This is a genomic window from Kitasatospora sp. NPDC057015 (assembly GCF_042673745.1).
In the GTDB taxonomy this organism is placed as follows: domain Bacteria; phylum Actinomycetota; class Actinomycetes; order Streptomycetales; family Streptomycetaceae; genus Kitasatospora.
Window position 1 is genome coordinate 34671 of the sequence record NZ_JBHUSG010000042.1, and the last position, 24985, is coordinate 59655.

Annotated in this window: 26 protein-coding genes; 14 read left to right on the forward strand and 12 right to left on the reverse strand. The window is 75.4% G+C overall.

Translation table 11 applies throughout. From position 1 onward, the window contains the following. Positions 1-115: 115 nt before the first annotated feature. From ACFTWP_RS30785 to ACFTWP_RS30800, 4 genes are all read right to left on the reverse strand, one after another. Positions 116-709, reverse strand: coding sequence for a hypothetical protein (locus ACFTWP_RS30785; protein ID WP_380268218.1), 594 nt, complete (start codon positions 707-709; stop codon positions 116-118). After that, positions 706-2463, reverse strand: a complete 1758-nt coding sequence (locus tag ACFTWP_RS30790) for an alpha/beta hydrolase (RefSeq protein WP_380268219.1) — start codon at positions 2461-2463, stop codon at positions 706-708. The genes ACFTWP_RS30785 and ACFTWP_RS30790 overlap by 4 nt, the downstream gene beginning before the upstream one ends. A gap of 2 nt (positions 2464-2465) precedes the next feature. Then, the gene (locus ACFTWP_RS30795) at positions 2466-3194 is read right to left on the reverse strand and encodes a hypothetical protein (protein WP_380268220.1); all 729 of its coding nucleotides are present in this window, start codon (positions 3192-3194) and stop codon (positions 2466-2468) included. 315 nt (positions 3195-3509) lie between these two features. Continuing rightward, a complete protein-coding gene (locus ACFTWP_RS30800; protein WP_380268221.1) occupies positions 3510-4292 on the reverse strand; it encodes an MBL fold metallo-hydrolase in 783 nt (260 codons plus the stop codon). Positions 4293-4384: 92 nt separating this feature from the next. On the opposite strand from ACFTWP_RS30800, the gene ACFTWP_RS30805 reads away from it, so the two are divergent. The 3 genes from ACFTWP_RS30805 (at position 4385) to ACFTWP_RS30815 (ending at position 6391) form a co-directional block, all read left to right on the forward strand. Next, positions 4385-4999 (forward strand): CGNR zinc finger domain-containing protein, encoded by a 615-nt coding sequence (locus ACFTWP_RS30805; RefSeq protein ID WP_380268222.1) that lies wholly within the window; start codon positions 4385-4387, stop codon positions 4997-4999. A gap of 146 nt (positions 5000-5145) precedes the next feature. Further along, positions 5146-5778, forward strand: coding sequence for a hypothetical protein (locus ACFTWP_RS30810; RefSeq protein WP_380268223.1), 633 nt, complete (start codon positions 5146-5148; stop codon positions 5776-5778). A gap of 235 nt (positions 5779-6013) precedes the next feature. Beyond that, positions 6014-6391, forward strand: coding sequence for a hypothetical protein (locus ACFTWP_RS30815; RefSeq protein WP_380268224.1), 378 nt, complete (start codon positions 6014-6016; stop codon positions 6389-6391). 171 nt (positions 6392-6562) lie between these two features. Here the strand turns inward: ACFTWP_RS30815 and ACFTWP_RS30820 are convergent, their stop codons facing one another. After that, positions 6563-6904 (reverse strand): hypothetical protein, encoded by a 342-nt coding sequence (locus ACFTWP_RS30820; RefSeq protein WP_380268225.1) that lies wholly within the window; start codon positions 6902-6904, stop codon positions 6563-6565. Between the two features lie 287 nt (positions 6905-7191). Between ACFTWP_RS30820 and sigK the strand changes: the two genes are divergently transcribed. The 3 genes from sigK to ACFTWP_RS30835 all read left to right on the forward strand — a co-directional run bounded on the left by sigK (position 7192) and on the right by ACFTWP_RS30835 (position 8823). Continuing rightward, the gene (gene sigK / locus ACFTWP_RS30825) at positions 7192-7788 is read left to right on the forward strand and encodes an ECF RNA polymerase sigma factor SigK (protein ID WP_380268226.1); all 597 of its coding nucleotides are present in this window, start codon (positions 7192-7194) and stop codon (positions 7786-7788) included. Between the two features lie 148 nt (positions 7789-7936). Further along, complete coding sequence (locus ACFTWP_RS30830) at positions 7937-8173, forward strand: hypothetical protein (RefSeq protein WP_380268227.1); 237 nt, start codon at positions 7937-7939, stop codon at positions 8171-8173. A gap of 218 nt (positions 8174-8391) precedes the next feature. Continuing rightward, positions 8392-8823 (forward strand): SRPBCC family protein, encoded by a 432-nt coding sequence (locus ACFTWP_RS30835; protein ID WP_380268228.1) that lies wholly within the window; start codon positions 8392-8394, stop codon positions 8821-8823. Between the two features lie 111 nt (positions 8824-8934). Here ACFTWP_RS30835 and ACFTWP_RS30840 read toward each other — a convergent pair whose 3' ends face one another. Next, complete coding sequence (locus ACFTWP_RS30840; protein ID WP_380268229.1) at positions 8935-10611, reverse strand: carbohydrate binding domain-containing protein; 1677 nt, start codon at positions 10609-10611, stop codon at positions 8935-8937. Between the two features lie 344 nt (positions 10612-10955). Here ACFTWP_RS30840 and ACFTWP_RS30845 point away from each other — a divergent pair, with 344 nt between their 5' ends. Beyond that, positions 10956-11171 carry a hypothetical protein gene (locus tag ACFTWP_RS30845; RefSeq protein ID WP_380268230.1) on the forward strand — a complete coding sequence of 72 codons (216 nt, stop codon included), beginning with the start codon at positions 10956-10958 and terminating at the stop codon, positions 11169-11171. Between the two features lie 118 nt (positions 11172-11289). On the opposite strand, the gene ACFTWP_RS30850 is transcribed toward ACFTWP_RS30845, so the two are convergent. Next, positions 11290-12204, reverse strand: coding sequence for an EamA family transporter (locus tag ACFTWP_RS30850; RefSeq protein WP_380268231.1), 915 nt, complete (start codon positions 12202-12204; stop codon positions 11290-11292). A 68-nt stretch (positions 12205-12272) separates the two neighbouring features. Between ACFTWP_RS30850 and ACFTWP_RS30855 the strand changes: the two genes are divergently transcribed. Both ACFTWP_RS30855 and ACFTWP_RS30860 read left to right on the forward strand, forming a co-directional pair. Then, complete coding sequence (locus tag ACFTWP_RS30855; protein ID WP_380268232.1) at positions 12273-13688, forward strand: PLP-dependent aminotransferase family protein; 1416 nt, start codon at positions 12273-12275, stop codon at positions 13686-13688. A gap of 114 nt (positions 13689-13802) precedes the next feature. Beyond that, positions 13803-14393, forward strand: coding sequence for a hypothetical protein (locus ACFTWP_RS30860; protein ID WP_380268233.1), 591 nt, complete (start codon positions 13803-13805; stop codon positions 14391-14393). Between the two features lie 320 nt (positions 14394-14713). Here the strand turns inward: ACFTWP_RS30860 and ACFTWP_RS30865 are convergent, their stop codons facing one another. Then, on the reverse strand, positions 14714-14950 hold the full coding sequence (locus tag ACFTWP_RS30865) for a hypothetical protein (RefSeq protein ID WP_380268234.1): 237 nt from the start codon (positions 14948-14950) through the stop codon (positions 14714-14716). A gap of 243 nt (positions 14951-15193) precedes the next feature. On the opposite strand from ACFTWP_RS30865, the gene ACFTWP_RS30870 reads away from it, so the two are divergent. Further along, the gene (locus tag ACFTWP_RS30870; RefSeq protein WP_380268235.1) at positions 15194-16099 is read left to right on the forward strand and encodes a DMT family transporter; all 906 of its coding nucleotides are present in this window, start codon (positions 15194-15196) and stop codon (positions 16097-16099) included. A gap of 82 nt (positions 16100-16181) precedes the next feature. Here the strand turns inward: ACFTWP_RS30870 and ACFTWP_RS30875 are convergent, their stop codons facing one another. Then, entirely contained in the window at positions 16182-17585 is a 1404-nt protein-coding gene (locus ACFTWP_RS30875) for an STM4012 family radical SAM protein (protein ID WP_380268236.1), read from the reverse strand. 218 nt (positions 17586-17803) lie between these two features. Here ACFTWP_RS30875 and ACFTWP_RS30880 point away from each other — a divergent pair, with 218 nt between their 5' ends. Continuing rightward, positions 17804-18934, forward strand: a complete 1131-nt coding sequence (locus ACFTWP_RS30880) for a DUF1152 domain-containing protein (RefSeq protein WP_380268237.1) — start codon at positions 17804-17806, stop codon at positions 18932-18934. A gap of 62 nt (positions 18935-18996) precedes the next feature. Then, positions 18997-19794: a tyrosine-protein phosphatase gene (locus ACFTWP_RS30885; protein WP_380268238.1), complete on the forward strand. Its 798-nt coding sequence runs from the start codon at positions 18997-18999 to the stop codon at positions 19792-19794. Between the two features lie 51 nt (positions 19795-19845). Here the strand turns inward: ACFTWP_RS30885 and ACFTWP_RS30890 are convergent, their stop codons facing one another. From ACFTWP_RS30890 to ACFTWP_RS30900, 3 genes are read right to left on the reverse strand one after another with little or no spacing between them, the layout of a single operon-like run. Beyond that, positions 19846-20865: an NAD(P)/FAD-dependent oxidoreductase gene (locus tag ACFTWP_RS30890; protein WP_380268239.1), complete on the reverse strand. Its 1020-nt coding sequence runs from the start codon at positions 20863-20865 to the stop codon at positions 19846-19848. An 11-nt stretch (positions 20866-20876) separates the two neighbouring features. Then, positions 20877-21395 carry an isoprenylcysteine carboxyl methyltransferase family protein gene (locus tag ACFTWP_RS30895; RefSeq protein ID WP_380268240.1) on the reverse strand — a complete coding sequence of 173 codons (519 nt, stop codon included), beginning with the start codon at positions 21393-21395 and terminating at the stop codon, positions 20877-20879. 7 nt (positions 21396-21402) lie between these two features. Continuing rightward, a complete protein-coding gene (locus ACFTWP_RS30900) occupies positions 21403-22461 on the reverse strand; it encodes a type III polyketide synthase (RefSeq protein WP_380268241.1) in 1059 nt (352 codons plus the stop codon). Between the two features lie 189 nt (positions 22462-22650). On the opposite strand from ACFTWP_RS30900, the gene ACFTWP_RS30905 reads away from it, so the two are divergent. Next, positions 22651-23436, forward strand: coding sequence for a UbiA family prenyltransferase (locus ACFTWP_RS30905; protein ID WP_380268242.1), 786 nt, complete (start codon positions 22651-22653; stop codon positions 23434-23436). A 189-nt stretch (positions 23437-23625) separates the two neighbouring features. Continuing rightward, positions 23626-24810, forward strand: a complete 1185-nt coding sequence (locus tag ACFTWP_RS30910; protein WP_380268243.1) for an AI-2E family transporter — start codon at positions 23626-23628, stop codon at positions 24808-24810. The last annotated feature ends 175 nt before the right edge of the window (positions 24811-24985 follow it).

Genomic DNA, 24985 nt, shown 5'->3' on the forward strand with positions numbered 1-24985 from the left:
CGGCGCCACCCGCCCTGTACCGAACGGCGCCGCGCGGGGACCGAACGGCGCCGCCCTCCCTCCTCGCCGAACGGCGAGGAGGGAGGGCGGCGGACCGTCGGGCGTCGTCGGCCCGTCAGTGCGACCAGAACGGGTCGTCCACCTTGGGCAGCAGGTCCTGGTTGCCCTTGGCGTCGGTGGGCAGCGGGGTGCCCGGGCCGAACGGGTAGCGGGTCTGCGGGTCCTTGACCGCGCCGACGCCGGCGGAGAGCGTGACGTTGCCGGGGAACCCGATCTGGATGTGCACGCCGATGCCGTCCCCGGCCTGGGCGTCGATGGCCGGCATCCGGTCGTCGGAGTTGACGCTGGTGATGGTGTACCCCTGCGCCTTCCAGTACCGCTCGACCAGGCCGAGCAGGGCGCCGTACTTGGCCTGCGCGACCTTGGTCATCACGTAGCGGTTCTTGGACAGGTGCGTGGTGCCGTCCGGGCGGTCGTTCATCCCCTCGGTGTTCTCGCTGCTGGTGTAGGCGTCGTCGCTGAACTGGACGGCCGGGACGATGGCCTTGGTGGTGCCGTCCAGCAGGGCGTCGATCTTGCTCCGGGCCTCGGAGGCGTCCATGCTCGGGGTCCTCTTCTTCTCTGTGTCCGCGCCGGCCGACGAGCAGCCGCCGACCAGCAGGGCGGTGACGGCGAGCGCGGCCACGGCGCGCAGTGCACGGGGGTTCATCGGGGTTCCTGAAGGTTCACGCGGTCGCCGTGACCGGAGACGATGCTGCCCAGGTTGCGCAGCGAGTTGCCCCCGCTGCCGCCGGAGTCCTGGTTCCAGTAGTCGGAGTGCGAGTGCTTCCACTCGCCGTCGGCGACGTCGAAGCGCCGGCCGCCGAACTCGCTGCTGGCCGGGTCCTGACCGAACCAGAGCTCGTGCGGGTCACCGGACTTGCCGACCTGGTCGCCGATGAACCCGCCGACCAGGGCGCCGGGGATGCCGCCGGTGACCAGGCCGATGCCGGCGCCGCCGAGCATGCCGTTGGTCTCGGAGTGGCTGGGCAGGTGGGTGACGGGGTCGTGCTCCGCGGAGCCGACCCAGACGTGCTGGGAGCCGACGCCGAGCTGATCGGCCTTCTGGGCGCCGGTGCCGGGGCTGCCGACCAGGATGATGTCGTCGGCGGGGATGCCGCCCGGGCGCTGGGCGGCCTGGCCGACCGTCAGCGAACCGTAGCTGTGCCCGAGGGCGGTGACGTGCGCGGGCGTGCCCTCGTGGGTGCTGCGCAGGCCCTGCAGGAACTGCTGGTAGCCGGCCCCGCCCTGTTCCGCGCGCTGGGTGCCGGCCACGGCCAGCGTCTCCTGTTCGGCGCCCTTGAGCTGCGGGGCGTCGTAGCCGAGCCAGGTGATGGAGGCGGTGGTGCGGGACGGGTCGGCCTTCTGGGCCTCCGTCCAGAGGTCCTTGGCCCGGTTCCCGTCCTTGCCGCCGACGTCGCCGACCTTGGTGCCGAGCCCGGGGACGTAGGCGACCACGTCGTCGGCGGTGTCCGGGTTGCCGAAGGAGATGGCCGCCCGGCCCTGCCCCTCGGTGCCGATCGCCATCAGGAAGACCGGCGGGTTGCCCTTGCCGTCCTCCTCGGCGAGCCGGCCCTGGATCTTCTTGAAGCCGTCGAGCTTGGTCTGCTCGTCCTCGGTGCGGTTCGGCTTGTTCTCCAGGTCCTTGATCAGGCCGGGGAGCAGGGCGCGGTTGGCCGTGTCCCTGGTCTCCGCGGGGATGCCGTCGCGGTTGCCGAGCAGGTCGGGGTGGTCCTTGAGCAGGCGCTGCTGCTCGTCGGCGGTGAGGCCGTTCCACCAGGAGTTGACCTCGGTCGGCGTGGCGTTCGCGGCGGGCATGCCCTTGGCGAGCAGGTCCTCCTCACCACCGAAGATGTTCATCACCTTGCTCGTGAGCTCGGTGGTGGCGGTGCCGAGGTCGAGGCCGGCGCCGCTCTTGGCGTTGTCGGTGTAGTGCCGCAGGCGCTCGGCGATCACCTGGTCGGCGTGCGCCGCCTCGGCGAGGGCGTTGCTGATCCGGTCGGAGATCTGGTGGCCCTTGACGGACGGGCTCTGGAAGTCCGGGTCGTGCCGCTCGCCCGGCGACGCCGGCGGCCAGGAGACGCCGCCGTCGTCGGTGACGGTGTAACCGCCGGCCTTGGCCTCCTCCAGCGCGTCCAGCAGCTTGGACTGGGCGAGCAGGAAGGCCTCGGCCCCGTCGCGCAGGACGGGCCCGATCATGCCGAGCTCGATCTGGGCGGCGGACAGCTTGGCGGTGGTCTGGGACAGCGAGGTCTCGGCCTGGTCGGCGGCGCTGCCCGTCCACTGCGAGTTCTTGACGCGGGTGTCGACGCCGTCCTTCCAGGTGCCGGCGTGCCTGCCGAAGTTCTCCGCCAACTTGTCGTAGGCGGTGGCGGTGTCGTAGAGGTCGGCGGGCCTGGCGTCCCGCAGGGTCGCGATGTCCATGGTCAGATTCCTTGCGGGGACTTGGCGCCGGGGCCGAATCGCTCGGCGTCGATGCGGGCGCGCTCGGCCGGGCTCGGGAGCGGGAGTTCGGCGAAGTTCTCGCCGATCCCCGGCGGGGCGTGGAAGCCCGGGTCGGGGTCGCCGGTGATGACCGGGCGCTCCCAGCCGACCGTGCCGTCGTCCGGCGGCTGGAAGGTGTGCGCCCACGGCGGGTCGGCCGGCGTGGGCCTGGTCGACCCGAAGTCGGCCGGAGTCGGCCTGGTCGATCCGGGGTCGGCCGGTGTGGGCCTGGTCGACCCGGTCTCGGCTCCGCCCTTCGCCATCCCGTTGTCGAAGGCCGACATCGTCGAGAGCCGGTCGCCCGCGCCGCCGCCACCACCGGCGGCGAACTCCGGCCCGCCGCCGGCGTGCGCGAGGCCGCCGATCCGGCCCGCGGCCTTCTCCTCGGACTCGCGGTAGTTCTTCGCGGTCTTGACCAGGTTCTCGCCCTGCCGGTCCATCTCCGCCGACAGGGCGTCAAGCAGCGCCCGCCAGGAGTCCGTGCAGACGTTCAGCTCGGCGCCGGTGGCCCAGCCCTTGAGGCTGCCCTCGGCCTTGTCGGACGAGCCGAGCACGCCCTTGGTCTCCCCCGGGATGAGCTCCGCCGTCTGCTTGGCGGTCTGCCCGGCCCCGTCCAGCTCGCCGGGCTGGACCCGGAACCCCGAGCCCCCCGGTTCTGGTGCCCTTACCATGGTGCCCCCGTTGTGCGGATGTGTCAGGTGATGCGGTTGCGGGCCACCGTAGCGAGTACCCGACGGTTGGATCCACCCGGGTGGCGAAGGTGTTACCCGCAGGTCGGCCGGGTGCGCGGCCCGGGGCCGGGGCGACAGCCGGGCGTGGCCCCTGCGGTGGCGGCCTAGTCGGGGGGCGAACCGCTTCCCGTACGGAGGTTGACGGACCGTACGTGGTGCCGGTCACGCCGGCGACGCCGCCCGGGGTTCCGGCACGGGGACCGGCGCGGGGACCGGCCGGGGGTCGGCCGGGCCCGCGAGCGGGATGGCGGTCCGTCAGAGCGCCGCGGACTCGCCGGGGGCCAGCAGGACGAGGCGGTCGGCCAGGGCCTCCCGCTCGAAGGCGGCACGCAGGTGGGCGGCGCCCTCGGTGAAGTGCTGCCAGGAGTCGAAGTGCACCGGCACGACCCGGCGGGCGCCGAGGATCCCGGTGGCCAGGGCGGCCTGCGCGCTGTCGAGGGTGAGCAGCGCGCCGTCGTACAGCCGGGTGCGGACGGCGCCGGCGAAGAGCACCGCGGTGTCCACCGGGCCCGTCCGCTTCGCGATCGCCCGGACGAGGTCCAGCGAGGCGTTGTCGCCGCTGACGTAGACGGTCGGCAGACCGGCGCCGGTCAGCACGAATCCCGTGACGTCGCCGGTGACGGCTTCGCAGCCCGCCGGACCGTGGCGGGCGGGTACGGCGGTCACCACCACCCGGCCGCCCGCCGGGCGGGCCAGTTCGAGCGACTCCCAGGGTGCGAGGCCGCGGGCCGTGCCGCCGAGGCGCTCCGCGGAGGCCGGGGTGGTGACGGTGAGCGGCACCTCGGCCAGCAGCAGCCGCCCGGCGGTGTCGAGGTTGTCGGCGTGCTGGTCGTGCGAGAGCAGGACGGCGTCGACCGGGCCGATCTCGTCGGGCCCGACGGCGGAGGCCCGGAGCTTGCTGAGGATCAGCCCGTGGTCGGGGACGTAGTCGCCGGGCTCGTCGAAGGTGGGGTCGGTGAGCAGGCGCAGTCCGCCGTACTCGAGGACGGCGGTCGGTCCGCCGACGGCGCGGACGGCGAATGCGGTGGTGGTCGTCACGAGATGGAACCTCTCACGGAATAGTTCACGTTTTGGCGTGAGGATGACGCTAGTCCTCCTCACGGAGAACAGCAAGAGGTACCGTGAGAGATGTGAGCACCCCGCATGCCGGACCCCAGCACGCCCCAGCACCCCTGCCCGCCGCCCCCGGCGCCGCCGACCACCCCGCGCTGGCCCTGGTCAACACCCGGACCGCCCGCCCCACCGGGCCCGTCGACGACCTCGCCGACCCCGCCGCCGCCCGCGAGTGGCTGACCACCGCCGGCCTGCTCCCGAGCCCGGCCGCGCTCACTCCCGCCGGGATCGAGCGGCTCCGCTCACTGCGCGAGTGCGTACGCGCCCTGCTCGGCGCCCGCCTGCACCACGAAACCCCTGATCCGGCCGCACTCGCCGAGGTCAACGCCGTCCTGGGCGCGACCCCCTTCGGCGGCCGACTGCACTGGGAGGACGCCGACGCGGGCCCGCGCCTGGAGTCGCTGCCCGCCGCCGCCACTCCGCTGGACGCCGCCCTCGCCCTCCTCGCCCGCGACGCGGCGGAGCTGCTCGACGGCCCGCAGGCGGCCTCGGTCGCCGCCTGCGGCGCCCCCGACTGCATCCGCTTCTACCTGCGCACCCACGCCGCCCGGCAGTGGTGCTCCCAGCGCTGCGGCGACCGGGTCCGCGCGGCCCGCCACTACGCCCGCACCCGCGCCGCCGAACAGGCCTGAGCCGACAGCCGGAGGGGGCCGGGCCTTCTTGGGAACCGAACCGGGCTGAACCGGGAATCGGTGCGGCGGGGCAGAAGTGGAACCATGCGCTCCGCCGGCGCCGTCTCCCAGGGTGAGAGACTCACGCACTGCCCAAGGAGGCAGCCATGCGACGTTGGTTCAGAATCCCGGGTGCACTCGCTCTCGCCGCGACGATCGCGGTCCCCGTCACCCTGATGGGCGCCTCCCCGGCGGCGCCCGCCACCACCACGGTGGCCGCGGCCGCCCGGAGCGCCCAGCCCGCCCCGGCCGCGCAGACCTGCCCGACCGGCTGGGGGAGCCTGCCGAAGGACCTCGGCTCCGTCAACTCACACTCGCTGCGGAACATCCGCACCGGCACGCACCCGTGCTACGACCGACTGGTCCTCGACGTACCGGGCACCTCGGCCGGCACACCGGTCGGCTACCACGTCCGGTACGTCGACACGCTGTACCAGGACGGCTCCGGCCGGCCGCTGCCGGTACGCGGCGGCGCGATCATCGAGATCGTCGTCAACGCACCCTCCTACGACCCTGCGACGGGTGCCACCACCTACCCGGGCCAGGGCGGCCGCGCGCTGCCCGGCGTCGACCTGACCGGCTACCGAACCTTCACCGACACGCGCTTCGGCGCCAGTTTCGAGGGCCAGACCCAGATCGGCCTCGGAGTCCGGGCCCGCCTGCCGTTCCGGGTCTTCCAGCTCGACAACCGCCTGGTGGTCGATGTGGCGCACACCTGGAATGCGACTGCGGCCCGCTGAACCGACGGCCCGCCGACCGGTGACGCGCTGACCGGTGATGCGCCGGCGACGCGAGCGCGGGCGTCACGTGCCGCACTCCGGGACGCACTCCGGGGCGCGCGACCACCGCCCGGCGGGCCGTACCCGCTCCCACCCACTCCGGAGACCGGACCAGACCCACTGTCCGAGGCCGGCCTCGACGCGGGGCGCCCGACCCCGCCGCCGGCCGCTCGGCCTTCTCGAAGGGATGCCGCCCGTGATCGCCAAACTGCCGTCCCCCTGCGCGGACGACCCCGCGCGGTGCCTGCGGCCGCCGGACGGGGACCCGTCCGCCACCCCGGACGCGCCCACCCCGCTCGCCCGGCCCACCGGCCGGCGCCGGCCCCGGTTCGACCTGCCGCCGCGCCGCTGGGGCGTCACCCTCACCACCGTCACCGGCGGCGGCCGGCGCGGCATCCAGCACTTCACGGTCTGCGCCCCGACCGCCGAGGAGGCCCTGGCCGCGGCGGCCCGCGAGGCCGGCACGGACACGGCGCGGCGCCACCGCCACGACGCCGTCGTCGACCTGTCCGACGCGGCCGTCGAACCCGGCGAGCCCTCCGTGCTCTGGCCGGAGGAGCCGGGGCCGATGTGAGCGGCACCCGCCGGTACGGGCCCGGCCCCCACGTGCACCCATGGGTACGGGCCCGGCGGCCCGAAGGCCGCCGGGCCCGTACCCGCCGTTCACGGCTTGTCGTTCACCTTCACGGCTTGTCGTTCACGTTCACGGCTTGTCGTTCACTACTTCGTGTTCACGACCTGACGTTCACGCCTTGATGTTGACGACGCTCATCTCGATCGGCCAGCCGCTGGTGCCGCAGTTCACCGTGGAGGCCTGCTCCCGGCCCATCGACCGCTTGCCCTGGCTGCCGACGTAGGGACCGTTCACCCGGCCCGGGCCCGCGCACTTGGCCTTCACGTACCAGGTGCCGTTGCCGCGTGCGCACCAGCCGACCGCGGTGTGCTCGTCGGTGTGGGAGACATAGGCCGTACAGCCCTCCGGGCCGACGGCGGCCTGGGCGGCCGGCGCGGCGGCCAGCATCGTCCCTGCCGACACCAGGCCGATGACGGAGGCGGCCAGGCCGGTCATCCTGCGCGTGCGAATCATCAGTGATCTCTTTTCTCTTTCCGGGACATGACATGCCCTCAGAAAGCGTCGCAAGCGTTGGGCCGCCGTCACCTCGTACTCCGGGACGAACCGCCCCCCGCCGTCGGACCTCCCCTCCCCCGCCGTCGGCCAGGGGTCGCACCCCGCCGACCGGCGGGTGCCGGAGCGCTGGACGACGTGCCGCGGGAGCAGCGCACCCCATAACGGTGCAGGAACGCTGCAAGTAGCCTCCCTCCGGTCGGTTCCGTGACGGTGGCCTGGTGAAGGCAGAGTCGCGGCACAGCCGCGTGGGAGTCAGACCGCGCCCCGGCCCCCCGGCCACCGACCGGCGGGACCGCGACGTTCGGCTGCCGGCGCTGGTGGCGCTGGTCGCCCTGGCCGACGAGGACGCCTTCGCCCGCCTCTACGACGAGCTCGCCGGGCCGGTGCTCGGCCTGGCGACCCGTGTCCTGCGGGATCCGGCGCAGTCCGAGGAGGTGGCGCAGGAGGTGATGCTGGAGCTCTGGCACACGGCGGGGCGCTACCGGCCGGAGCGCGGGTCCGTACTCGCCTGGGCCCTCACCATCGCCCACCGCCGGGCGGTCGACCGGGTCCGCGCCACCCAGGCCGCCTTCGACCGGGACTGGCGGGTCACCGTCCGCTCGTACGCGCCGGTGTTCGACGAGGTCGCCGAGCAGGTGGAGCTCCGGTTCGAGCAGGAGCGCGTCCGGCGGCTGCTGGCAGCACTGACCAGGCCCCAGCGCGAGTCACTGATCCTCGCCTACTACGGCGGCTACACCCAGGCCCAGATCGCCGACCTCCTCGACACCCCGCTCGGTACCGTCAAGACCCGGATCAGGGACGGCCTGATCCGCCTGCGCGCCCAGCTGGACGGCGACTCCTGAGCCACCGGCCCGCTCCGGCCCCGGGCAACCGGTGCGCAAGCGATGCGAGCGGCCGGTCGGGGCTCCGGGCGGGACGCTGGGACCCGTACCCCTCACCCGTCCGCCCCTCGAACCGGTGCACGGACGGGCTTCTCGGCAGGAGGACACGATGGCTGTGATCGAACCGACCGTACGTCGCCCGCCGGCGACCCGGCCCACCACCGGCACGCCACGCCCGGCGCCCACCGAGACCCCGGAGTGCGAGTCCTCGACCGGCGCCGCGATCTCGACCCCCGAGTCCGTCGAACTCCACACCGCCTGGCCCGGCTGGATTCCGCTGCTGCTCATCGCGTTGATGGTGGTCAGCTGCCTCGGCTTCGCCGTCGGCCGGATCGCCGGCTGGTAGGCACGGCGAACCGTCCGAACCCCGGCGAGCCCGCCCGAGCACCGAGCCGGTTCGAGCACCGAACCCGTCAGAGCACCGAGCCGGTTCGAGCACCGAGCCAGTTCGAACGTCCGGCCACCCGCACACCGGGCCGACCCGACCCATCCGAACGCCGTCCGGCTCCGAACAAGCCGACGGCGGACGCCGGCGCGGCGCCGGGGCGCCAGGAGGGAGCACCGATGGTCACCGTCGAACGCAGCATCACCGTCGACCGTCCCGCCGACGAGGTGCTGAGGTATCTCGCGGACTTCGGCCACACGGTCGAGTGGGACCCGGGCACCGAGAGCTGCGCCCGGTTGGACGGCGGCCCGGTGGCCGAGGGGGCCCGCTGGCTGAACGTCTCCCGGTTCCGGGGGCGGCGCACCGAACTCTCCTACCGGCTCGACCGGTACGAGGCCGACCGCCTGGTGTTCGTCGGGGCGAACCGCACCGTGACGGCGACCGACGACATCACGGTCCGGGCTCGGGCGGGGCGTACCGTCGTCGACTACCGTGCACGGCTGCAGTTCAAGGGCCTGGCCCGGGTGGCCGGCCCGTTCCTGCGCCCCGCGTTCGAGCGGCTCGCGGACGAGGTGGCCGAGCGGCTGCCCCGGGTGCTCGACACCCTCTGAGACCCGCATGCGGGGACTCCTCCCCCGTGAACCGGCGCCCGCCCCCGGGCCGGACCGCCTGGAGCGGCGGTCCGGCCCGGGGCCCACCCGTGGCGGGTGGGCGGGGTGTGGTCAGCCGGTGAAACCGGCCGTGATGGAGGTGAACTGCCAGTCGCTCTGGGCGATGCCGGAGCAGTTCTCGGCCAGGCCGCCGCCCGCGCAGCCGCGGTCGCGGTTGACGGACCAGAAGGCCAGTCGGGCGATGTGGTGGGAGTTGGCCCAGTCCCGGATCCCGGTCCAGTTCTGGACGGTGGTGACCTCCTGGTTGTCGCTGACGCCGTTCATGCCCGAGATGCCCAGGTGGGCGTACGCGGTGGCGTCGTCCCAGCCGAAGGTGGACTTGAGCTTCGCCTTGAGGCCCTCGGCCGCGCTGACGGTGCTCGCGTACATGTCCGTGGAGGCGTTGCCGAAGTCGAACGGCATGATGGTGAAGACGTCGATGTCGGCGCCGAGGGCCTTGGACTGCTCGATCAGCCGGTTGCCCGCCGCGGTGGGGCCGGTGGTCCCGGTGCCGAAGGTGAGGATGGTGCGCAGACCCGGGTTGTTCTGCTTGACCAGCTTGAGCGCGCCGACGATGCGGTCCTGGACGGCGTTGTTCTCGAACTCGTCGGTGTTCTCGATGTCGACGTCGACGGCCTTCAACCCGTAGGCGTCGATGACCTTCTGGTAGGCGCCGGCCAGGTCGGCGACGGTGGCGCAGTTGGGGCCGAGCTTGTTGCCGCTCCACCCGCCGATGGACGGGACGACGTCGCCACCGGCCGCCCGGACGGCGTTGATCGTGCTCTGGTCGACGCCGCCGGCCAGGGCGCGCTGGCCGTCCCAGGCGGGATTGCAGCCGCCGGAGGAGAGGATGAACGCCATCGTGAACCACTTGACGCCGGTGGCGTTCATCACGGTGGTGGCGGCCGGCGGGTTGCCCCAGCCGTTGTAGAGGTACGGCGCGGCCTGCTTGAAGCCGGTGCCCGTGCCGCCGCCGGCGTCGGTGGTCACGGTGACCGGGCCGGAGGCGGCGGAGGTGTTGCCCGCCGCGTCGCGGGCCTTGACGGTGAAGGTGTAGGCGGTGCTCGCCGTCAGGCCGGTGACGGTGGCGGTGGTGCCCGTGCCGGTGGTGGTGGCGACCTTGGCGCCGGCGCTGTACACGTCGTAGCCCGCGACGCCGACGTTGTCGGTGGAGGCGGTCCAGGACAGCGAGACCGTGGAGGAGGTCTTGCCGGTGCCGGCCGGCGCCCCGGGCGCGGTCGGCGCCTGGGTGTCGGGCGTACCGCCGCCGGGGCCGTCGAGGCTGACGTCGTCGGCGTAGTAGGTGCCCTGCCCGTACCAGCCGTTGAGGTACACCTCGGCACTGGTCTGGGAGGCTCCGGTGGTGAAGGAGACGGCGAGCTGCGTGTAGGCGGAGGGCGAGGACGTCCAGGTGGAGCCGGCGCCGGTGACGCCCAGGTAGACGTAGCTGCCGCGCACCCAACCGGACAGCGAGTACGTGGTGTTGGGCAGGACGGCGACGGTCCGCACGCACTTGGCGTTGTCGGAGGCGCTGGCGGCTCCGGCCAGGGCGCGCGAGCCGGCGTGGACGGGTGTGGACACCACCGAGCCGAGCCCGCCGGAGCAGGACCAGCCGGTGAGCGAACCGCTCTCGAAGCCGGGATCGGTGATCAGGTTCGCCGCATGGGCCGCGGTGGGGGCGGTGAGCGCGGCGGTCGCGGCCAGCAGGACGGCTGCGCCGACCGCGGGCAGCCGGGTACGGACGTGCACGGTACCTCCGGTGGAGATCGTGGGGGATGGAGGTGCGGGGGTGCTGAACAAAATGGACTGGACCAATTCCGATGTCAAGCCCGCATCCCGGCGGCGGCCCGCGGAGTTGTCGCACCGGCGGCTGTCCGCACGGGCCCGCGTCCGTTCCGACCGCCGCCCTCCACCGGCCGCCGGCCGCCCCCTCCACCAGCGCCGGACGGCCCGTCACACCGGCGACCGGACGATCCGTCACACCGGCGGCGCACACGCCCGGCGGCCGTCCGGGCGGCTTTCCCGCAGCACCCGTGACCTCGCACGACGCCGGCAGTTGAGCAGGGCCGGCAGACCCTACCCCCGGAGGCCCCATGCGCACCGCCGCCCGTACCGCCCTCGCCGGCGCCCTGCTCCTCGCGGGCGCGCTCACCGCCGCCGACGCCGCGACGGCGGCCCCGGCGGACACCGTGGCGCCCTCCCGCACGGAGCACACCTACAGCATCCCCGTGCTGGCCGTGACCGACGTCGGGGACCTCACCAAGGTCGCTAACCTCGGCACCGACCTCGCCGGACTCCTCGGGCACTGACCCCAGGTCAGTCACCCCCCAGGTCACCGGCACCCGGTCACCGGCGCCCGTTCACCGACCGCCCGGCCACCCACTACGGACACCTCGCCCCCACGGCGGACCGGGCGGCCGGGCGCCCTCAACGCCCGGCCGGCACCGCCTCCGCCGGCCGGGCCGGCTCAGGCGCCTTCGCCACCACGAGACCGGCACAGACCCCGAGGCCGACCACGACGCTGCCGAGCAGTTCGGCCGGGCGCAGGGCGGCCGTGCCGAGAACCGCTCCGGACAGGGCGGCGGTCACCGGGATCAGGCCCGCGAACAGTCCGCTCCGCTCCGGCCCGAGCAGGCCCAGCGCGGTGTACCAGAGCAGGAAGGCCACCACGGTCAGGGCGAGCGACAGGTACAGCAGGGCCGCCCCCTCGGCGGCGCTCGGCATCCGGACCATCCGGCCGCCCTCCAGGGCCAGCCCGGTGAGGGCGAACATCGGTACCGCCAGCGCGGTGGTGTACGCCGAGACCCGGACCGGGCCCAGCCTCGGCAGCAGGCCGACGGCCAGCAGCGAGAACGCCGCCTCGCAGGCCAGCGTGCCCAGGGCGAACAGGAACCCGGGGAGGTCACCCGGGCCCAGGCCCTGGGTGACGGCCGCCCCGGCCACCACCACGGCGGCCGCGGCCAGCAGTCGGACCTGCGGCCGGCGACGGGCCAGCAGCGGACCGAGGACGGCCAGCAGCAGCGGGGTGCACCCCACCACGCTGCCGACCGCCGCCGGGTCGCTGTGGCGCAGCGCCTGCATCATCAGCACGTTGAAGGCGAACAGGCCGGTGGCGGCGAGCAGTGTCAGCCGGGCCAGTTCGGCGCGGCTCAGCGCGGGCCGCAGCGGGCCGGCCCGCCGGGCGAGCGGGAGCAGGACGGCGGCGGCGAGGAGGTAGCGCAGGGCCTGTGCCCCGTGCAGCGGGTAGTCGGCGAGGGCCGCGGTGGCACTGGTCGAGCACCCCAGCACGGTCATCCCGGTGGCGGCGCGCAGGGCGCCGGAGGCGCTGTCGGAGAGTGGCATGTCTGGCACGCTAGGAGCGGAAGTGGTCCGCTGGACAGATCCACTTCGAACGCGTCGAGGAGGACCACTTGTCGGAGCTGCTCATCACGGTCGACCCCGGGCTCGGCGACCTGACCGGCCAGCTGACCCGGGCGCTGCGGGAGGCCGTCCGGTCCGGCCGCCTCACGGCCGGGGCGAAGGTCCCGGCGACCAGGGCGCTGGCCGGCCAACTCGGCCTCTCGCGCGGCGTGGTGGTCGAGGCGTACGCCCAACTGGTGGCCGAGGGCTACCTGGTCGCCGCCCACGGGTCGGGCACCCGGGTCGCCCCGGGCATCGCCCGGCCCGCCCCCGCCGCACCGCCGGCCGCGGCCGAGACACCCCCGACCTACGACCTCAAGCCGGGCACGCCCGACCTCGCGGCGTTCCCCCGGGGTGCCTGGCTGGCCGCCACCCGGCGGGCCCTCGCCTCCGCCGAGCACCCGCGGTTCGGGTACGGCGATCCGGTCGGACTCCCCCACCTGCGCGCGGAGTTGGCAGGTCACCTGGGCCGAGCCCGGGCGGCGGCGGCCGGCCCCGGCGAGGTGACGGTGGTCGGCGGGGTCGCCCAGGGCCTGTCCCTGCTGATCGCGGTGCTGGCCCGGCACGGCCACCACCGGTTCGCCGTCGAGGACCCGTGCTCGCCGGGCACCCTGGCCCTGCTGCGGGCGCACGGGGTCGAGCCGGTCGGCGTCCCCGTGGACGAGGACGGCCTCGACGTCGCGGCGCTCGCCGCCACCGACGCCACCGTCGTCCTGGTCACCCCCGCGCACCAGTATCCGACCGGCGTGGTGCTGGCCCCGGCGCGCCGCGGTGAACTCCTCTCCTGGGCGCAGGAGATCGGCGGGTACGTGGTGGAGGACGACTACGACGCCGAGTTCCGCTACGACCGTGAGCCGATCGGCTGCCTCCAGGGCCTGGCCCCGGACCTGGTGGTCCACCTCGGCTCGCTCAGCAAGTCGCTCGCGCCCGGCCTGCGGCTCGGCTGGGCGCTCCTGCCCCCGGCGCTCGCCCCCGACTTCCACCACGCCAAGTGCTACGCCGACCTCGGCACCGGCGTGATCGACCAACTCGCCTTCGCGGAGCTGCTGTCCGGCGGCGGCTACCACCGGCACCTGCGCACCGTCCGGGCCCACTACCACCGGCGCCGCGACGCCCTGCTGGACGGCCTGCGGGAGCACCTTCCCGCGGCCGGCGTGCACGGCGTCGCGGCCGGCCTGCACCTCTACCTCGCGCTGCCGCCGGGTGCCTCCGAGGAGCTGACGGTCACTCAGGCCGCCGCCTCCGGCGTACGGGTCGAGGCGGTCGCCCCGATGCGCCTGCGGCCCGGCCCGCCCGCCCTGGCCCTGGGCTACGGGACGCTCCCCCCGCACCGGCTCACCCGGGCCGCCGAGTTGCTGGCCGGGGCGGTCGGCCGGGCCGGCGGTCCGTCGGCCGGCGCCGACCGGTCGGGGCGGGGCCGCCGCTGACGTCCCGCCCGGGCCGCGCGGCGGGAACGAGAAGGGGCTTCACGTGCGGCGCCGCTCGTGCCAGTGTCGACGGGTGCGGCCACATCCGCCGCGCGACCGCGGGAGGGGGGCCGAGTGGCTGTGGGTGCCGAGTTCATCGCCTTGGTGGGTGTCGTGGTCGGGGCCGGTGCCTCGTACGTCAGCACCTCGCTGTCGGAGCGGGCCCGCTGGCGCCGGCAGCTCGACGTGCGCTGGGACGAGCGGCGGCTGGTCGCGTACGCGGACTACGTCAGCGCCATCAAGGACATCGTCGCCGCCGCGAACCGGCTGGCCGCCCACCGTGGCCTGACGCCGCACGCCACACCGCTGGAACCCACCGAGCAGAACCTCGCCCAGCTGGACGACGCGGAGGTGCGGCGCATCGCGCTGGTCGAGACGGTGCGGCTGCTCACCGACTCGGACACGATGACCGCCGTCACCGAGTTGAACCGGTGCGTGTGGCACCTCAGCGCGATGAGCAGCGGCCGGGTCCCGGCGGATCCGGTGCGGTGGCGGGCGGGTTTCGCCGCCTACCGGCTGGCGCGCGACGAGTTCCACCGCTGCGCCCGGTCGACCCTGGGCATCCCGGGGGTCGCCGTCTCCCGGGACCGGAGCTGGCCGCCGCGCTGGTTCCGCGAGGGCGGCGCGGCGGCCGAGCCGGACGGCTCGCCCGACTCCGCGGCCTGAGGTGGCCGGGCGATCCGGTTGCACGGCCTGAGGTGGCCGACCGATCCGGCTGCGCGGCCCGGCCGGCGCGGGGGCGGTAGCGCGGCGGGCCGCCGACGAGCGCCGCGGCGGTCACCACCCGCCCCGACAGGTCCGCCGCCGCCACCCCCGCGGGGGCGACGGCGGCGGACACTGCTCCTACGTCTCTCGGTTCTGCGCCGGCCGGCGGAACTCCGTCGGCGCCCCCGCGGCGGGCCGCGGTGCCGGTCCCGGCCGATCGTCACGGGCCCGGGGGCCGCCTCGACCGGCCCGGTGCCCGGCCGGCCGGCCCGGGTACTCGGCTAACCGGCCTGGTACTCACCCGTGTCGAGTCGTACCAGCTGTCCGGCCTTGCGCAGTTGTTCGAGGTCGCGGCGGACCAGGCGCGGATCGGGGTACACCCGGTAGGTCTCCCGCGCGCGGCGCCAGTCGAAGGCGCCGCCGTCCCGGCGAATCGTGTCTAGCAACTGCTGCCGTCGCTCGGTGGCGCTCCTGGGTGCATCGGCTGGTGCGTCGGTTGCGGCATGGTCATCGGTCATGCCCCCATTCTCCCGTGCCCGCGGACGGCGCGCGCCGGGAGGGTCGGAGAACGGCCGCCGGGCAGCCGGCCGGGCCCGCGCACGCACGGCCGCACGGGCCGCCGGCGTCTGCCGTACGAAACTCCGGGCCGGGGCGCGGCCGGGGATCCGTAGTCGAGGGAATTCCCCAATGGGCCTGCGGGCGGGGCGAATCTAGCATTCCTCGCATCCGGCGGCTCGGCCGCCCTAGGGCGGGAGCTCGGCGTGACGGGTGGAATCGCGGTGCGCGCCGGTGTGGTGCCGGTGCTGTCCGCAGCGGTCCTGTGGGGCACGGTCGGCCCCGCGCAGCTGCTGGCGCAGGCCCGCGTCGACCCGGTGGCGCTCGGCGCCTGCCGGATGCTGCTCGGCGGCGCGGTGCTGTGCGCGCTGACCGTCCGGCCCAGCGGCCTGCGCACGCTGTGGGGGCCCGGCACGCGGGTGTGGATGCTGGTGAGCGTCGGGGTGACCGCGCTCTTCCAGGGCGCCTTCCTCCAGGCCGTGGACCGGACGGGCGCGGCCGTGACGACGGCCGTGGCCTTCGGCAGCGTGCCCGCCGTCTCGGGGCTCTGCGCCCGCGTCCTGCACCGCGAGCGGCCGCCCGCGGGGTGGCTCGCCGGCACGGCCTGCGCCACCGCCGGGATCGCGCTGCTCGCCCTGCCGGGCAGCGGCGGGCGTGCCGAGCCGGGGGGCGTGCTGCTGGCCCTGGCGGCCGGCGCGAGCTTCGGCGTCTACATCGTCGCGGCCAAGCGGCTCGCGGCGGCCGGCGCGGATCCGGCGGCGGCCGCTCCGGCGAGCGTGTTCTGCGCGGGGCTGCTGGTCTCCCCGTGGCTGGTGGGGGCGCCGGCCGGGCTGGGCTCGACGCGCGGGCTCGTCCTGGTCGGCTGGCTGGCCCTCGGCACCACGGCCCTCGGCTACCTGCTCTTCACCCGTGGCATGACCCGGATCAGCGCGGCGACGACCGGCACCCTCAGCCTCGCCGAACCGCTGGTGGCCGCCCTGCTCGGGGTGCTCCTGCTGGGCGAGCGGCTGTCCGGCTGGTCCGGCGCGGGCATGGCGCTGCTGCTCGGCGGGCTCGTGGCGGTGGCGCTGCCGGACGGGCGCCGCGTCCGGCCGCCGGCGGGGGTCGCCTGACCGGCGCCGCCGCCCGCCGCGGCGTTCCGGGGGCCCGGGGCGGTCGGCCGGGGTCGACCGCCCCGGGCCCTCGCGGCGGGGCTCAGCGGTCCCGGTAGGCCGCCATCGCCTCGTTCACCCGGGCGGAGAAGAACAGCGGGCCGACGGCGTCGGCCCAGGCCATGCCCTCCGGGGTGAGCCGCAGGGTGCCCGTGGCGTCCTCGGTCGCCCAGTCGCGGGCGGACAGCTCGGCGAACTGCGCGGGGAAGTGCTCCCGGGGCGTGGCGCCGAACCGTTCGCGGTAGCGGGCGACCGACGTCCCGGCGCTCTCCAGCAGGGTCTGCAGCAGGTACATCCGGCGGCGTTCGTCCTCGTCCATCCGGAACGCCCACTGCGCGCGCCGGAAGTCCTGGGTCGGGGTGGCGATGTAGTCGTCGATGATCCGGCGGACCTCGGGCACGGCGACCGCGTAGTCCGTGGTGTAGTGCAGCCCGGTGGTGAAGGAGCGGGCGCCGACGCCGAGGCCGACCATGCCGGCCTGCTGGTTGTACTCGCTGATGCCGGCGTCGGCCGCCTCGACGGCCGCCGTGCCCGGCCGCCGGAAGACCCGCATCGAGGTCTGCTCGTACCCGGCCGCCAGCAGGTGGTCGCGGCCGAAGCGGTAGAGCCGCAACCGCTGCTCGTCCCAGCTCTCGCCGCTCTCGCGGTGCCGGTCGACCAGGCCGGTGAGCGGGCGCACGTACAGCGGGTAGAGGTAGATCTCCTCGGGCTCCCAACCGAGCGCCGCGTCCAGGGACTCCACGAAGCTGCGCTCACTCTGCCCCTGGATGCCGTAGATCAGGTCGATGTTGAGGATCGGGAAGGCGGCGGCCTTCAGCCGGGCCAGCGCCGCGTCCACCTCCGCGCGCTTCTGCGGTCGTACGGCCGCCCGGGCCTCGTCCTCCAGGAAGGTCTGCACGCCGATGCTGAGCCGGGTCGCGCCGCGTTCGGCGAGGACGGCGAGGCGGTCGGCGGTGGCGGTGGCCGGCGAGGTCTCCACCGACCACGGGACGGCCCGCAGGTCGGCGCCCATGACGTTCTCGCAGACGTCGCAGAGCCGGGCCAGTTCGGCCGCCGTCAGGTACGTGGGGGTGCCGCCGCCGAAGGCCGCCAGGGTGAAGCGGATCTCCCGGCCCTGGGCCTCCAGGGCCTCCCGGGTCACCCGGGCCTGCCGCTCCAGGGTGCCGAGGAACGCCCCGGTGACCTGCTCCGGCGCACCGGTCCGGGTGAAGAGGTTGCAGAAGCCGCAGCGCATCTCGCAGAACGGCACGTGCACGTAGAGCGAGAGCGCGTCCAGCCGCTCACCGGCCCACAGGTCGCCGAGCAGTGCACCGGCGCTCTGCGGCCGGTACGCCTTCTGGTGCGGATAGGCGTAGACGTACTGCTTGTACGGGGTTCCGGGCGACTCCTCGGCGGCGGGGCCGCCGGTGGGCAGCAGGGTGAGGGAAACCGGTGACGAATGGCTCATCGGGGGCATGACTCCCGTTCCTCGCAGTCAAGTTTCGGTAAAGCCGAAGCCATGACGCTAGGGCCTGGCACCCGCCCGCGGTCATGGGGTGAACGTCCGAGCGCACGCCCGTCTCCCGCCGGCCGGTTGGGACGTTCGCACCCTGGGGGGAAATGACTTTTCGTCAGTGCCCGTCGCTCCTCTGGCAATTGCCGATAATTGCGGCAACGGTGGCGTCCATGAAGCGACTTGTCATCGCGGCCGGCGGTGGGGGCGACGTCATCGCCGCCGCCATGCTGCGCACCGCGCTCTACGGACCCACCGCCCCCGCCCTGGTGCTGACCTACTCGTGGGAGCGGCTGACGGTCGACCCGCTGCCCGGCCCGCGCGGGCGGGCCGACTTCACCGGGCTCGCCACCCCGCTCCCCGGGCTGGCCCTGGTCACGGGCGACAGCACGGCCCTCGCCCCGGCCGGGTCCTCGCTGCCCCGGCTGGCCCGCGACCTCGGCGGCCCGCTCGGGCTGCTCGATCCGTACGACGGCGCCGCCGGCCTCGCCCGGACGGTCGCCGCGGCCGCCGCGTACTGCGGCGCCGAGCGGATCGACGTGGTCGACGTCGGTGGCGACATCCTCGCGGCCGGCGACGAACCCACCCTGCGCAGCCCGCTCGGCGACGCCCTGGTGCTCGCCGCGTGCGCCCGCAGCGGCCTGCCCGCCGACGTGTACGTCACGGGCCCCGGACTGGACCGCGAGATCCCCGAGGCCGAGCTCTTCGCCCGCCTGCCGCCGCCCGCCTTCGCCCTGCCCGCCGAGGCCACCGCGCCGGTGCGCCGGATCTTCGACTGGCACCCGTCGGAGGCCAGCGCGATGCTGGCCGCCGCCGCCCGGGGCGTCCGGGGACTGTGCGGCATCCGCGACGTCCCCGAGCCGCTGCGCCTGGACGCCCGGAGCGCCGGCGTCCACCGGCTGACCCTCGCCCAGGCGATGGCCCGCAACCCGCTGGCCCGCCTGCTCACCGACGCCCGCACCCTGAGCCAGGCCGAGCAGGCCTCCGTCGAGGTCTGCGGCTTCTCCGAGATCGCGCGCGAGCGGGCGCGCGCCGCCGCGCCGGCCGAATCCGCCCCGGACGACGCGGAGTTCCCCGTCCTGCCCGGTGACGGGCCGACCGGTCCGGTCACCCGGCACGCCCGCTGGCAGTCCGCACTCCGCGGCCGGGGCATCACCCTCGTCACCCAGCGCCGCCTCACCGAGGGGCTGGCGCTCGACGAGGCGTCGGTGCACCTGCTGCGCGCCCGGCTGTCCACCGACCCCGCCCAGAACGCGGCGCCGCTCTGGCGGGTACCGGGCCGGGCCGCCGCCGCGGGGGCCTGACCACCGGGGTGGCGCCCTCGTAGGGTGCGGGTGTCAGCGCAGTCGTCCGAGGGAGCCCCGCCGTGGAGCAGCACACCGCACCGAACCTCACCGGAGTCCGCAACTTCCGCGACGTCGGCGGGCTGCCGGCCGGCGAGGGCCGGTCCGTCCGGCGCGGCCTGCTGTTCCGCAGCGGGCACCTGGCCCACGCGACCGCGCAGGACGTGGCGGCGCTGGTCGCCCTCGGCCTGCGGTCGGTCATCGACCTGCGGGGGACGGCGGACCTGCGCGCGGAGCGGACGGACGTGCCGATCCCGGGCGCCTCGCACCTGTCGATCGCGCTCACCGACCCGGCGGCCGGGGCGAAGTTCCACGGGCTGCTCCGCGAGGGGGACTTGGCAGCGTTGCGGGCCGCACTGGCCGACGGCGGCGGCGAGGCCCGCATGATCGCCGCCTACCGCAACCGGGTGCTCGCCCGCACCGAGGAGCACGGGCGGATCCTGCGGCTGCTGGCCGAGCCGGGCGGGCTGCCCGCCGTCGTCCACTGCTCGGCCGGCAAGGACCGGGCGGGCTGGGCGGTCGCCGTCGTGCTGCTGGCACTGGGTGTGCCCGAGGAGGCGATCCTCGCCGACTACCTGGCCAGCAACGACCCCGCCCAGGCCTACCGGTTCCGGCGGGCCGACGGCAGCGTCCCGGAGCCCGGCTCCGAAGTGTGGACCCTGCTGCGCCCGATCTTCGAGGCCCGCCCCGAGTACCTCCGGGCGGCCTGGGACTCGGTACGCGAGCACTGGGGCGGCCCCGAGGCCTACCTCCGGGACGGTCTCGGCCTCAGCGACGGGCTCCGGGGGCGGCTGCGCGAGCTGCTGCTCACCGAGGCCTGACCCGCGGCCGGGGCTCGGCGGCCGGCTCGCGGTCCGGGCGGCGACCGGCGGTCAGCCCAGGCACCGGACCGCGGTGGCGAAGAGGCCGGGCCAGCGGGCCGCCACCGGGACGATCCGGGCGGCCGCCGCCGGCCGGCCGCGCAGCCGTACCAGGGACTCGGTGAGCAGCCGGTAGCGCCGGGTGCTGCGGCTCCACACGCGCTCGTACGCCTGCGGACGCCCGGCCAGCAAGCAGTCGACGAGTCCGGCGGCCCCCGCCAGCGCCACCGAGATGCCCTCCCCGGTCAGCGCGTCGACGTAGCCGGCGGCGTCGCCGACCAGCAGCACCCGGCCGGCGACCCTGCGGCGCACGCGCTGGCGCAGCGCGCCGGCGCCCCGGGCCGCGCCGAGCGCCGCCGCGGGCGGCAGCCTGCGGGCGAGCAGCGGGAAGTCGGCCAGCTGCCGGTCGAACGGCCCGCGCCGGCTGGTGAGGACGGCGACGCCGACCAACTCCGGCCCGAGCGGGGTGACATAGGCCTCGGAGTGGGCCGACCAGTGCACCTCCACGTGGTCGCTCCAGGGTGCGAGGGCGAAGTGCCGGCGCAGCCCGTACCGGGCGGGGCGGTCGTCCGGCAGGGCCAGGCCGAGGCTGCGGCGGATCGGCGAGTGCAGCCCGTCGGCGGCGGCGAGGTAGCGGGCGCGCAGTCCGGCGGCCTGCAGGTGGTCGCCGTACTGGCGGATCCCGTCCACCCGCACCGGCAGGACGGGGACGCCGAGTTCGGCCGCCCGGTGGGCGAGGGCCGTGTGCAGGTCGGTGCGGCGCACGCCCAGGCCCGGCCCGGAGGCGAAGGGCGCCTGGGCGACCCGGTGGGCGCCGTCCAGGTAGCGGATGCCGCGCAGCGGGTGGCCGTGGACGGTGACGCCGAGGCCGGTGAGCCCGCGCAGGGCGGGGGGCATCAGGCCCTCGCCGCAGGCCTTGTCGATCGGGGTGGCGCGGGGCTCGGCGACCACCACGTCCAGGCCGGCGAGCGCTGCGCGGATGGCGGTGGCGAGTCCGGCCGGTCCGCCGCCGGCGACCAGCAGGTCGATCACGGCGGGCCCGGTCAGGGGGCGGCCGGGGCGGCGGCGAGGGCGGCGTTCTCGCAGCGCAGCCGGACGGCCAGCAGGGGCAGGTTGAGCAGGGTGAACGCGGTCGCGGTGAGCCAGGCGCTGTGCACCAGGGGCAGCGCGGCCCCCTCGACCACCACCGCCAGGTAGTTGGGGTGGTCCAACAGGCGGTAGGGGCCGCGGTCGACCAGGGGCAGGCCGGGGACGACGATCACCCGGGTGTTCCAGCGCGGGCCGAGGGTGGCGATGCACCACCAGCGCAGGGCCTGCGCCGCCAGCGCGAGCACGAGCATCGGCCAGCCGAGCGCGGGGATGAACGGCCGGTCCGCCAGGGCGGTTTCGGCGAGGCAGCCGACCAGCAGCCCGCCGTGCAGCAGGACCATCGTCGGGTAGTGGCCGCTGCCGTACTCGGTGGCGCCGTGGCGCCGGCTCCAGGCGGCGTTGCGCCGGGCGGTGACGAGTTCGGCGAGCCGTTCGAGGGCGACCAGCAGCACCAGCAGGGTGTAGGGGGCCATGGGGTGCCTACCAGGTGAGGAGGACGAGTTCGGAGCTGAGGCCGGGCCCCAGCGCGAGCAGCACCCCGGGTGTACCGGGCAGCGGCGGGCGCAGGGCCAGCGTGTCGCGAAGGATGTGCAGGACGGAGGCCGAGGACAGGTTGCCGACCTCGGCCAGCGACCGCCGGCTCAGCTCCAGGGCTCTGGCGGGCAGGCCGATCGACTCCCGGACGGCGTCCAGCACCTTGGGGCCGCCCGGGTGGCAGACCCAGGCGGTGACCTCGTCCCGTTTGAGCTCGTGGTCGGCGAGGAACGCGCCCACCTGCACGCCGAGTTGCTCCCGGACGACCTCGGGCAGGTCGCTGCCGAGCATGATCCGGAAGCCCTGGTCGCGGATGTGCCAGCCGAGCAGGCTCCCGGTGTCCGGGTAGAGGTGACTGCGGGTGGCGCGGACGGTCGGTCCGGCCGGTCCGCCGGGGCGGTCCGGCCCGACCGCGACGACCGCGGCGGCGCCGTCCCCGAACAGGGCGCCCGCCACCAGGTTGGCGGGCGAGCCGTCGCCGCGCTGGACGGTCAACGAGCAGAGCTCGACGGAGAGCAGGACGGCCACCTCGCCGGGATGGCCCCGCAGGTAGTCGTGCAGCCGGGCGATCCCGGCGGCACCGGCGACGCAGCCGAGCCCGAAGATCGGCAGCCGTTTGACGTCGGGCCGCAGGCCGACCCGCTGGGCGAGGCGGGCCTCGATCGAGGGGGCGGCGATCCCGGTCACCGAGGTGCAGATCACCAGGTCGACGTCCCGGGGGTGCAGTCCGGCCTCGTCGAGGGCTCCGCGCAGGGCCCGCTCCCCCAGGTCGAGGGCGCTCTCGATGAAGAGGTCGTTGGCCGCGCCGAAGCCGCCGAGCCCGGCGTAGCGCTCCAGCGGCAGTGCCAGGTGGCGGGTGCCGACCGCCGCGGCGGCGTGCAGCCGGTCCAGCACTCCGCGGTCGGCGCCCTCGGCGAGGCACATCCGCGCGAGCGCGTCCCGGATCTCGTGCTGCCGGTAGCGGTGGGGTGGGAGGACTCCGTGGACGGCCGCGATTCGCGTCATCGCCCCATAGTAGGAGAATCGCCCGCATTACCGGCCATTCGGACATGACGGACGGTGAGCGTCTAGCATCGTCGGGTGGGAGAGAGCGGAACACAGCCTGCCGGAGCCTCAGTTCGGCTGCCCGGCCACCCGGTTCCGGGGTCGGTCGGCGGACTCGTCCGGGCGTGTCACCCCGAGCCGACGGTCGTGGTGAGCGCCGTGGTCACGGCCCTGGCGGCCGCCTCCGGGCTCGCCCCGGGCCGCTGCCTGCTGGTCGCGGGCGCCGTCCTGACCGGGCAGCTGTCCGTCGGCTGGTGCAACGACCGGGTCGACCTCGAACGCGACACGGCCGCCGGCCGGTCGGACAAACCGCTGGTCACCGGCGCCCTCCGGCCGCGCACGCTCGCCGTCGCCGCCGCCACCGCGCTGGCCCTGTGCGTACCGCTCTCGCTGGCCGTCGGACTGCTCGCCGGCCTCGCCCACCTGCTCGGGGTCGGCGCCGCCTGGGCGTACAACCTGGGCCTCAAGCGGACGCCGCTGTCCTGGCTCCCGTACGCGCTCGGGTTCGGGCTGCTGCCCGCCTTCGTCGCGCTCGGGCTGCCGGGGGCGCCCCCGCCGCCGGTCTGGGCGGTGCTCGGCGGCGCCCTGCTCGGGGTCGGCGCGCACCTCACCAACGTGCTGCCGGACATCGAGGCCGATCTGGCGGCCGGGGTCCGGGGCCTGCCGCAGCGACTGGGCCGGGCCCGCTCCCGGGTGCTCGCCGCGCTGGCCCTGCTCTCGGCCGCCGCGGTGCTGACGGTGGCGCCGCCGGGCCCGCCCGGCCCGGCGGGCTGGACGGCGCTGGGCGTCACCGGCGCGACGGCGCTGCTCGCCGTGCTGCCCGTGGCCGGGCGCGAGCACAGCCGGCTCCCGTTCCTCGCCACCCTGGTGATGGCGGCGACGGCGGCCTCGGCGCTGCTCGGCCGGGGGGTCGGGCTCGGCCCCGGCTCAGGGTGACCGGCTCAGGGTGACCGGCGCCGGGTGACCGACTCAGGGCGCGCGGACGGCACGTGATCGCTGCTCCGGGTGGCCGGACGACACGTGGCCGCTGCGCCGGGCCGGTGCGACGGGAGCGGCGACACCCTGACGTAACGTCGGGGACGGGGCCGACAGGTGGGTCGACGGACAGGGAAGGCACACCGCAACATGACACCTCGGGCGGCAGCCGGGCAGGACCCGGAGCGGGACGGCAGGCCGGACCGCCGGCGCCCGCGGGCCGGTACGCCGGCCACCCGCCGCCCGGTGGCACGCGGCGGCGCACCCCGGGCCGGCCAGGTGCCGCCGGGGCTGGACCGCGCGGCCGGGTACGCCTGGCGGCTGCTGCTGGTGGGCGGCACGGTGTACGCCGTCCTGTCCCTGCTGGGGCGGCTCGTGCTCCCGGTGATCGCGGTGTTCGTGGCCCTGGTGATCACCGCGGTGCTGCGCCCGATCACCGACCTGATCAGCCGGTGGATGCCTCGCGGCCCGGCCGTCGCGGTCACCATGCTCGGTTCGATCCTGCTGCTGGCGGGAGTGCTCGCGCTGATCGGCGAGAACGTCGCCGGCGAGTGGAAGGAGCTGGGCGACGAGTTCCGCGGCGGCGTCGACCGGATCGAGCAGTGGCTGAAGGGCGCGCCGTTCCACATCAAACCGGAGACCGTCTCGGACCTCCAGTCGAAGATCGGCTCCTTCCTCTCCGAGCACCGGTCCACTCTCGTCAGCCGTGCCGTCAGCGAGGCCAGCCGGGTGGTGGAGATCGTCACCGGCGGCGCACTCGCGCTGTTCTGCTCGATCTTCTTCATCCACTCGGGCGAGAGCATGTGGCGGTGGGGCGAGCGGCAGCTGCCGCTCACCGCCCGGGACACCTGGGACCACGCCGGTCGGGCCGCCTGGCGGACCTTCGCCGGCTACACCCGGGGCATCATGATCGTCGCCGCCAGCAACGCGGCCCTGGTCGGCATCGCCCTCGCCCTGCTCGGGGTGCCGCTCGCACTCCCGCTGACGGTGCTGGAGTTCTTCGCCACCCTGGTGCCGCTGATCGGCTCCCCGGTCGCGATGGCGATCGCCGCCGTGGTCGCCCTGGCCGCCAAGGGGCCGGTCACCGCACTGATCGTGCTGGCGCTCATCGTGGTGATCGGGCAGATCGAGGGCCATCTGCTGCACCCGCTGGTGATGAGCTGGGCGGTCCGTCTGCACCCGGTCGCCGTCGCGCTCTCGGTCATCGCCGGCGGCATCCTGGCCGGCGTGATCGGCGCGGTGGTCGCGGTGCCGGTGGTCTCGGTGATCTGGGCCGTGATCTGCGAACTGCGGCTGCGCCGGGAGGACGCGCGGGCGCCGTCGTCGGTGCCGTGAGCCGGCCCGCGGCGAGCGGGCGGGGTTCCGGCGGACGGCCCGCGGCGAGCGGCTGAGGTCCTGCGGACGGCCCGCGGCGAGCGCCGGGGGGCCGGGGGGGGGCGCCCCGCCGCCCCCGCCCCGCCGCGGTGCGCAGGGGCCGTTGCGCCCGAGCGGCGCTCAGGCGTCGAGGCCG

Coding starts and splice junctions, on each gene's coding strand:
- ACFTWP_RS30785 (WP_380268218.1), bottom strand. CDS start 709: ATGAACCCCCGTGCACTGCGCGCCGTGGCCGCGCTCGCCGTCACCGCC.
- ACFTWP_RS30790 (WP_380268219.1), bottom strand. CDS start 2,463: ATGGACATCGCGACCCTGCGGGACGCCAGGCCCGCCGACCTCTACGAC.
- ACFTWP_RS30795 (WP_380268220.1), bottom strand. CDS start 3,194: ATGGTAAGGGCACCAGAACCGGGGGGCTCGGGGTTCCGGGTCCAGCCC.
- ACFTWP_RS30810 (WP_380268223.1), top strand. CDS start 5,146: ATGCGACGTTGGTTCAGAATCCCGGGTGCACTCGCTCTCGCCGCGACG.
- ACFTWP_RS30820 (WP_380268225.1), bottom strand. CDS start 6,904: ATGATTCGCACGCGCAGGATGACCGGCCTGGCCGCCTCCGTCATCGGC.
- ACFTWP_RS30830 (WP_380268227.1), top strand. CDS start 7,937: ATGGCTGTGATCGAACCGACCGTACGTCGCCCGCCGGCGACCCGGCCC.
- ACFTWP_RS30835 (WP_380268228.1), top strand. CDS start 8,392: ATGGTCACCGTCGAACGCAGCATCACCGTCGACCGTCCCGCCGACGAG.
- ACFTWP_RS30845 (WP_380268230.1), top strand. CDS start 10,956: ATGCGCACCGCCGCCCGTACCGCCCTCGCCGGCGCCCTGCTCCTCGCG.
- ACFTWP_RS30850 (WP_380268231.1), bottom strand. CDS start 12,204: ATGCCACTCTCCGACAGCGCCTCCGGCGCCCTGCGCGCCGCCACCGGG.
- ACFTWP_RS30865 (WP_380268234.1), bottom strand. CDS start 14,950: ATGACCGATGACCATGCCGCAACCGACGCACCAGCCGATGCACCCAGG.
- ACFTWP_RS30875 (WP_380268236.1), bottom strand. CDS start 17,585: ATGAGCCATTCGTCACCGGTTTCCCTCACCCTGCTGCCCACCGGCGGC.
- ACFTWP_RS30880 (WP_380268237.1), top strand. CDS start 17,804: ATGAAGCGACTTGTCATCGCGGCCGGCGGTGGGGGCGACGTCATCGCC.
- ACFTWP_RS30895 (WP_380268240.1), bottom strand. CDS start 21,395: ATGGCCCCCTACACCCTGCTGGTGCTGCTGGTCGCCCTCGAACGGCTC.
- ACFTWP_RS30900 (WP_380268241.1), bottom strand. CDS start 22,461: ATGACGCGAATCGCGGCCGTCCACGGAGTCCTCCCACCCCACCGCTAC.
- ACFTWP_RS30910 (WP_380268243.1), top strand. CDS start 23,626: ATGACACCTCGGGCGGCAGCCGGGCAGGACCCGGAGCGGGACGGCAGG.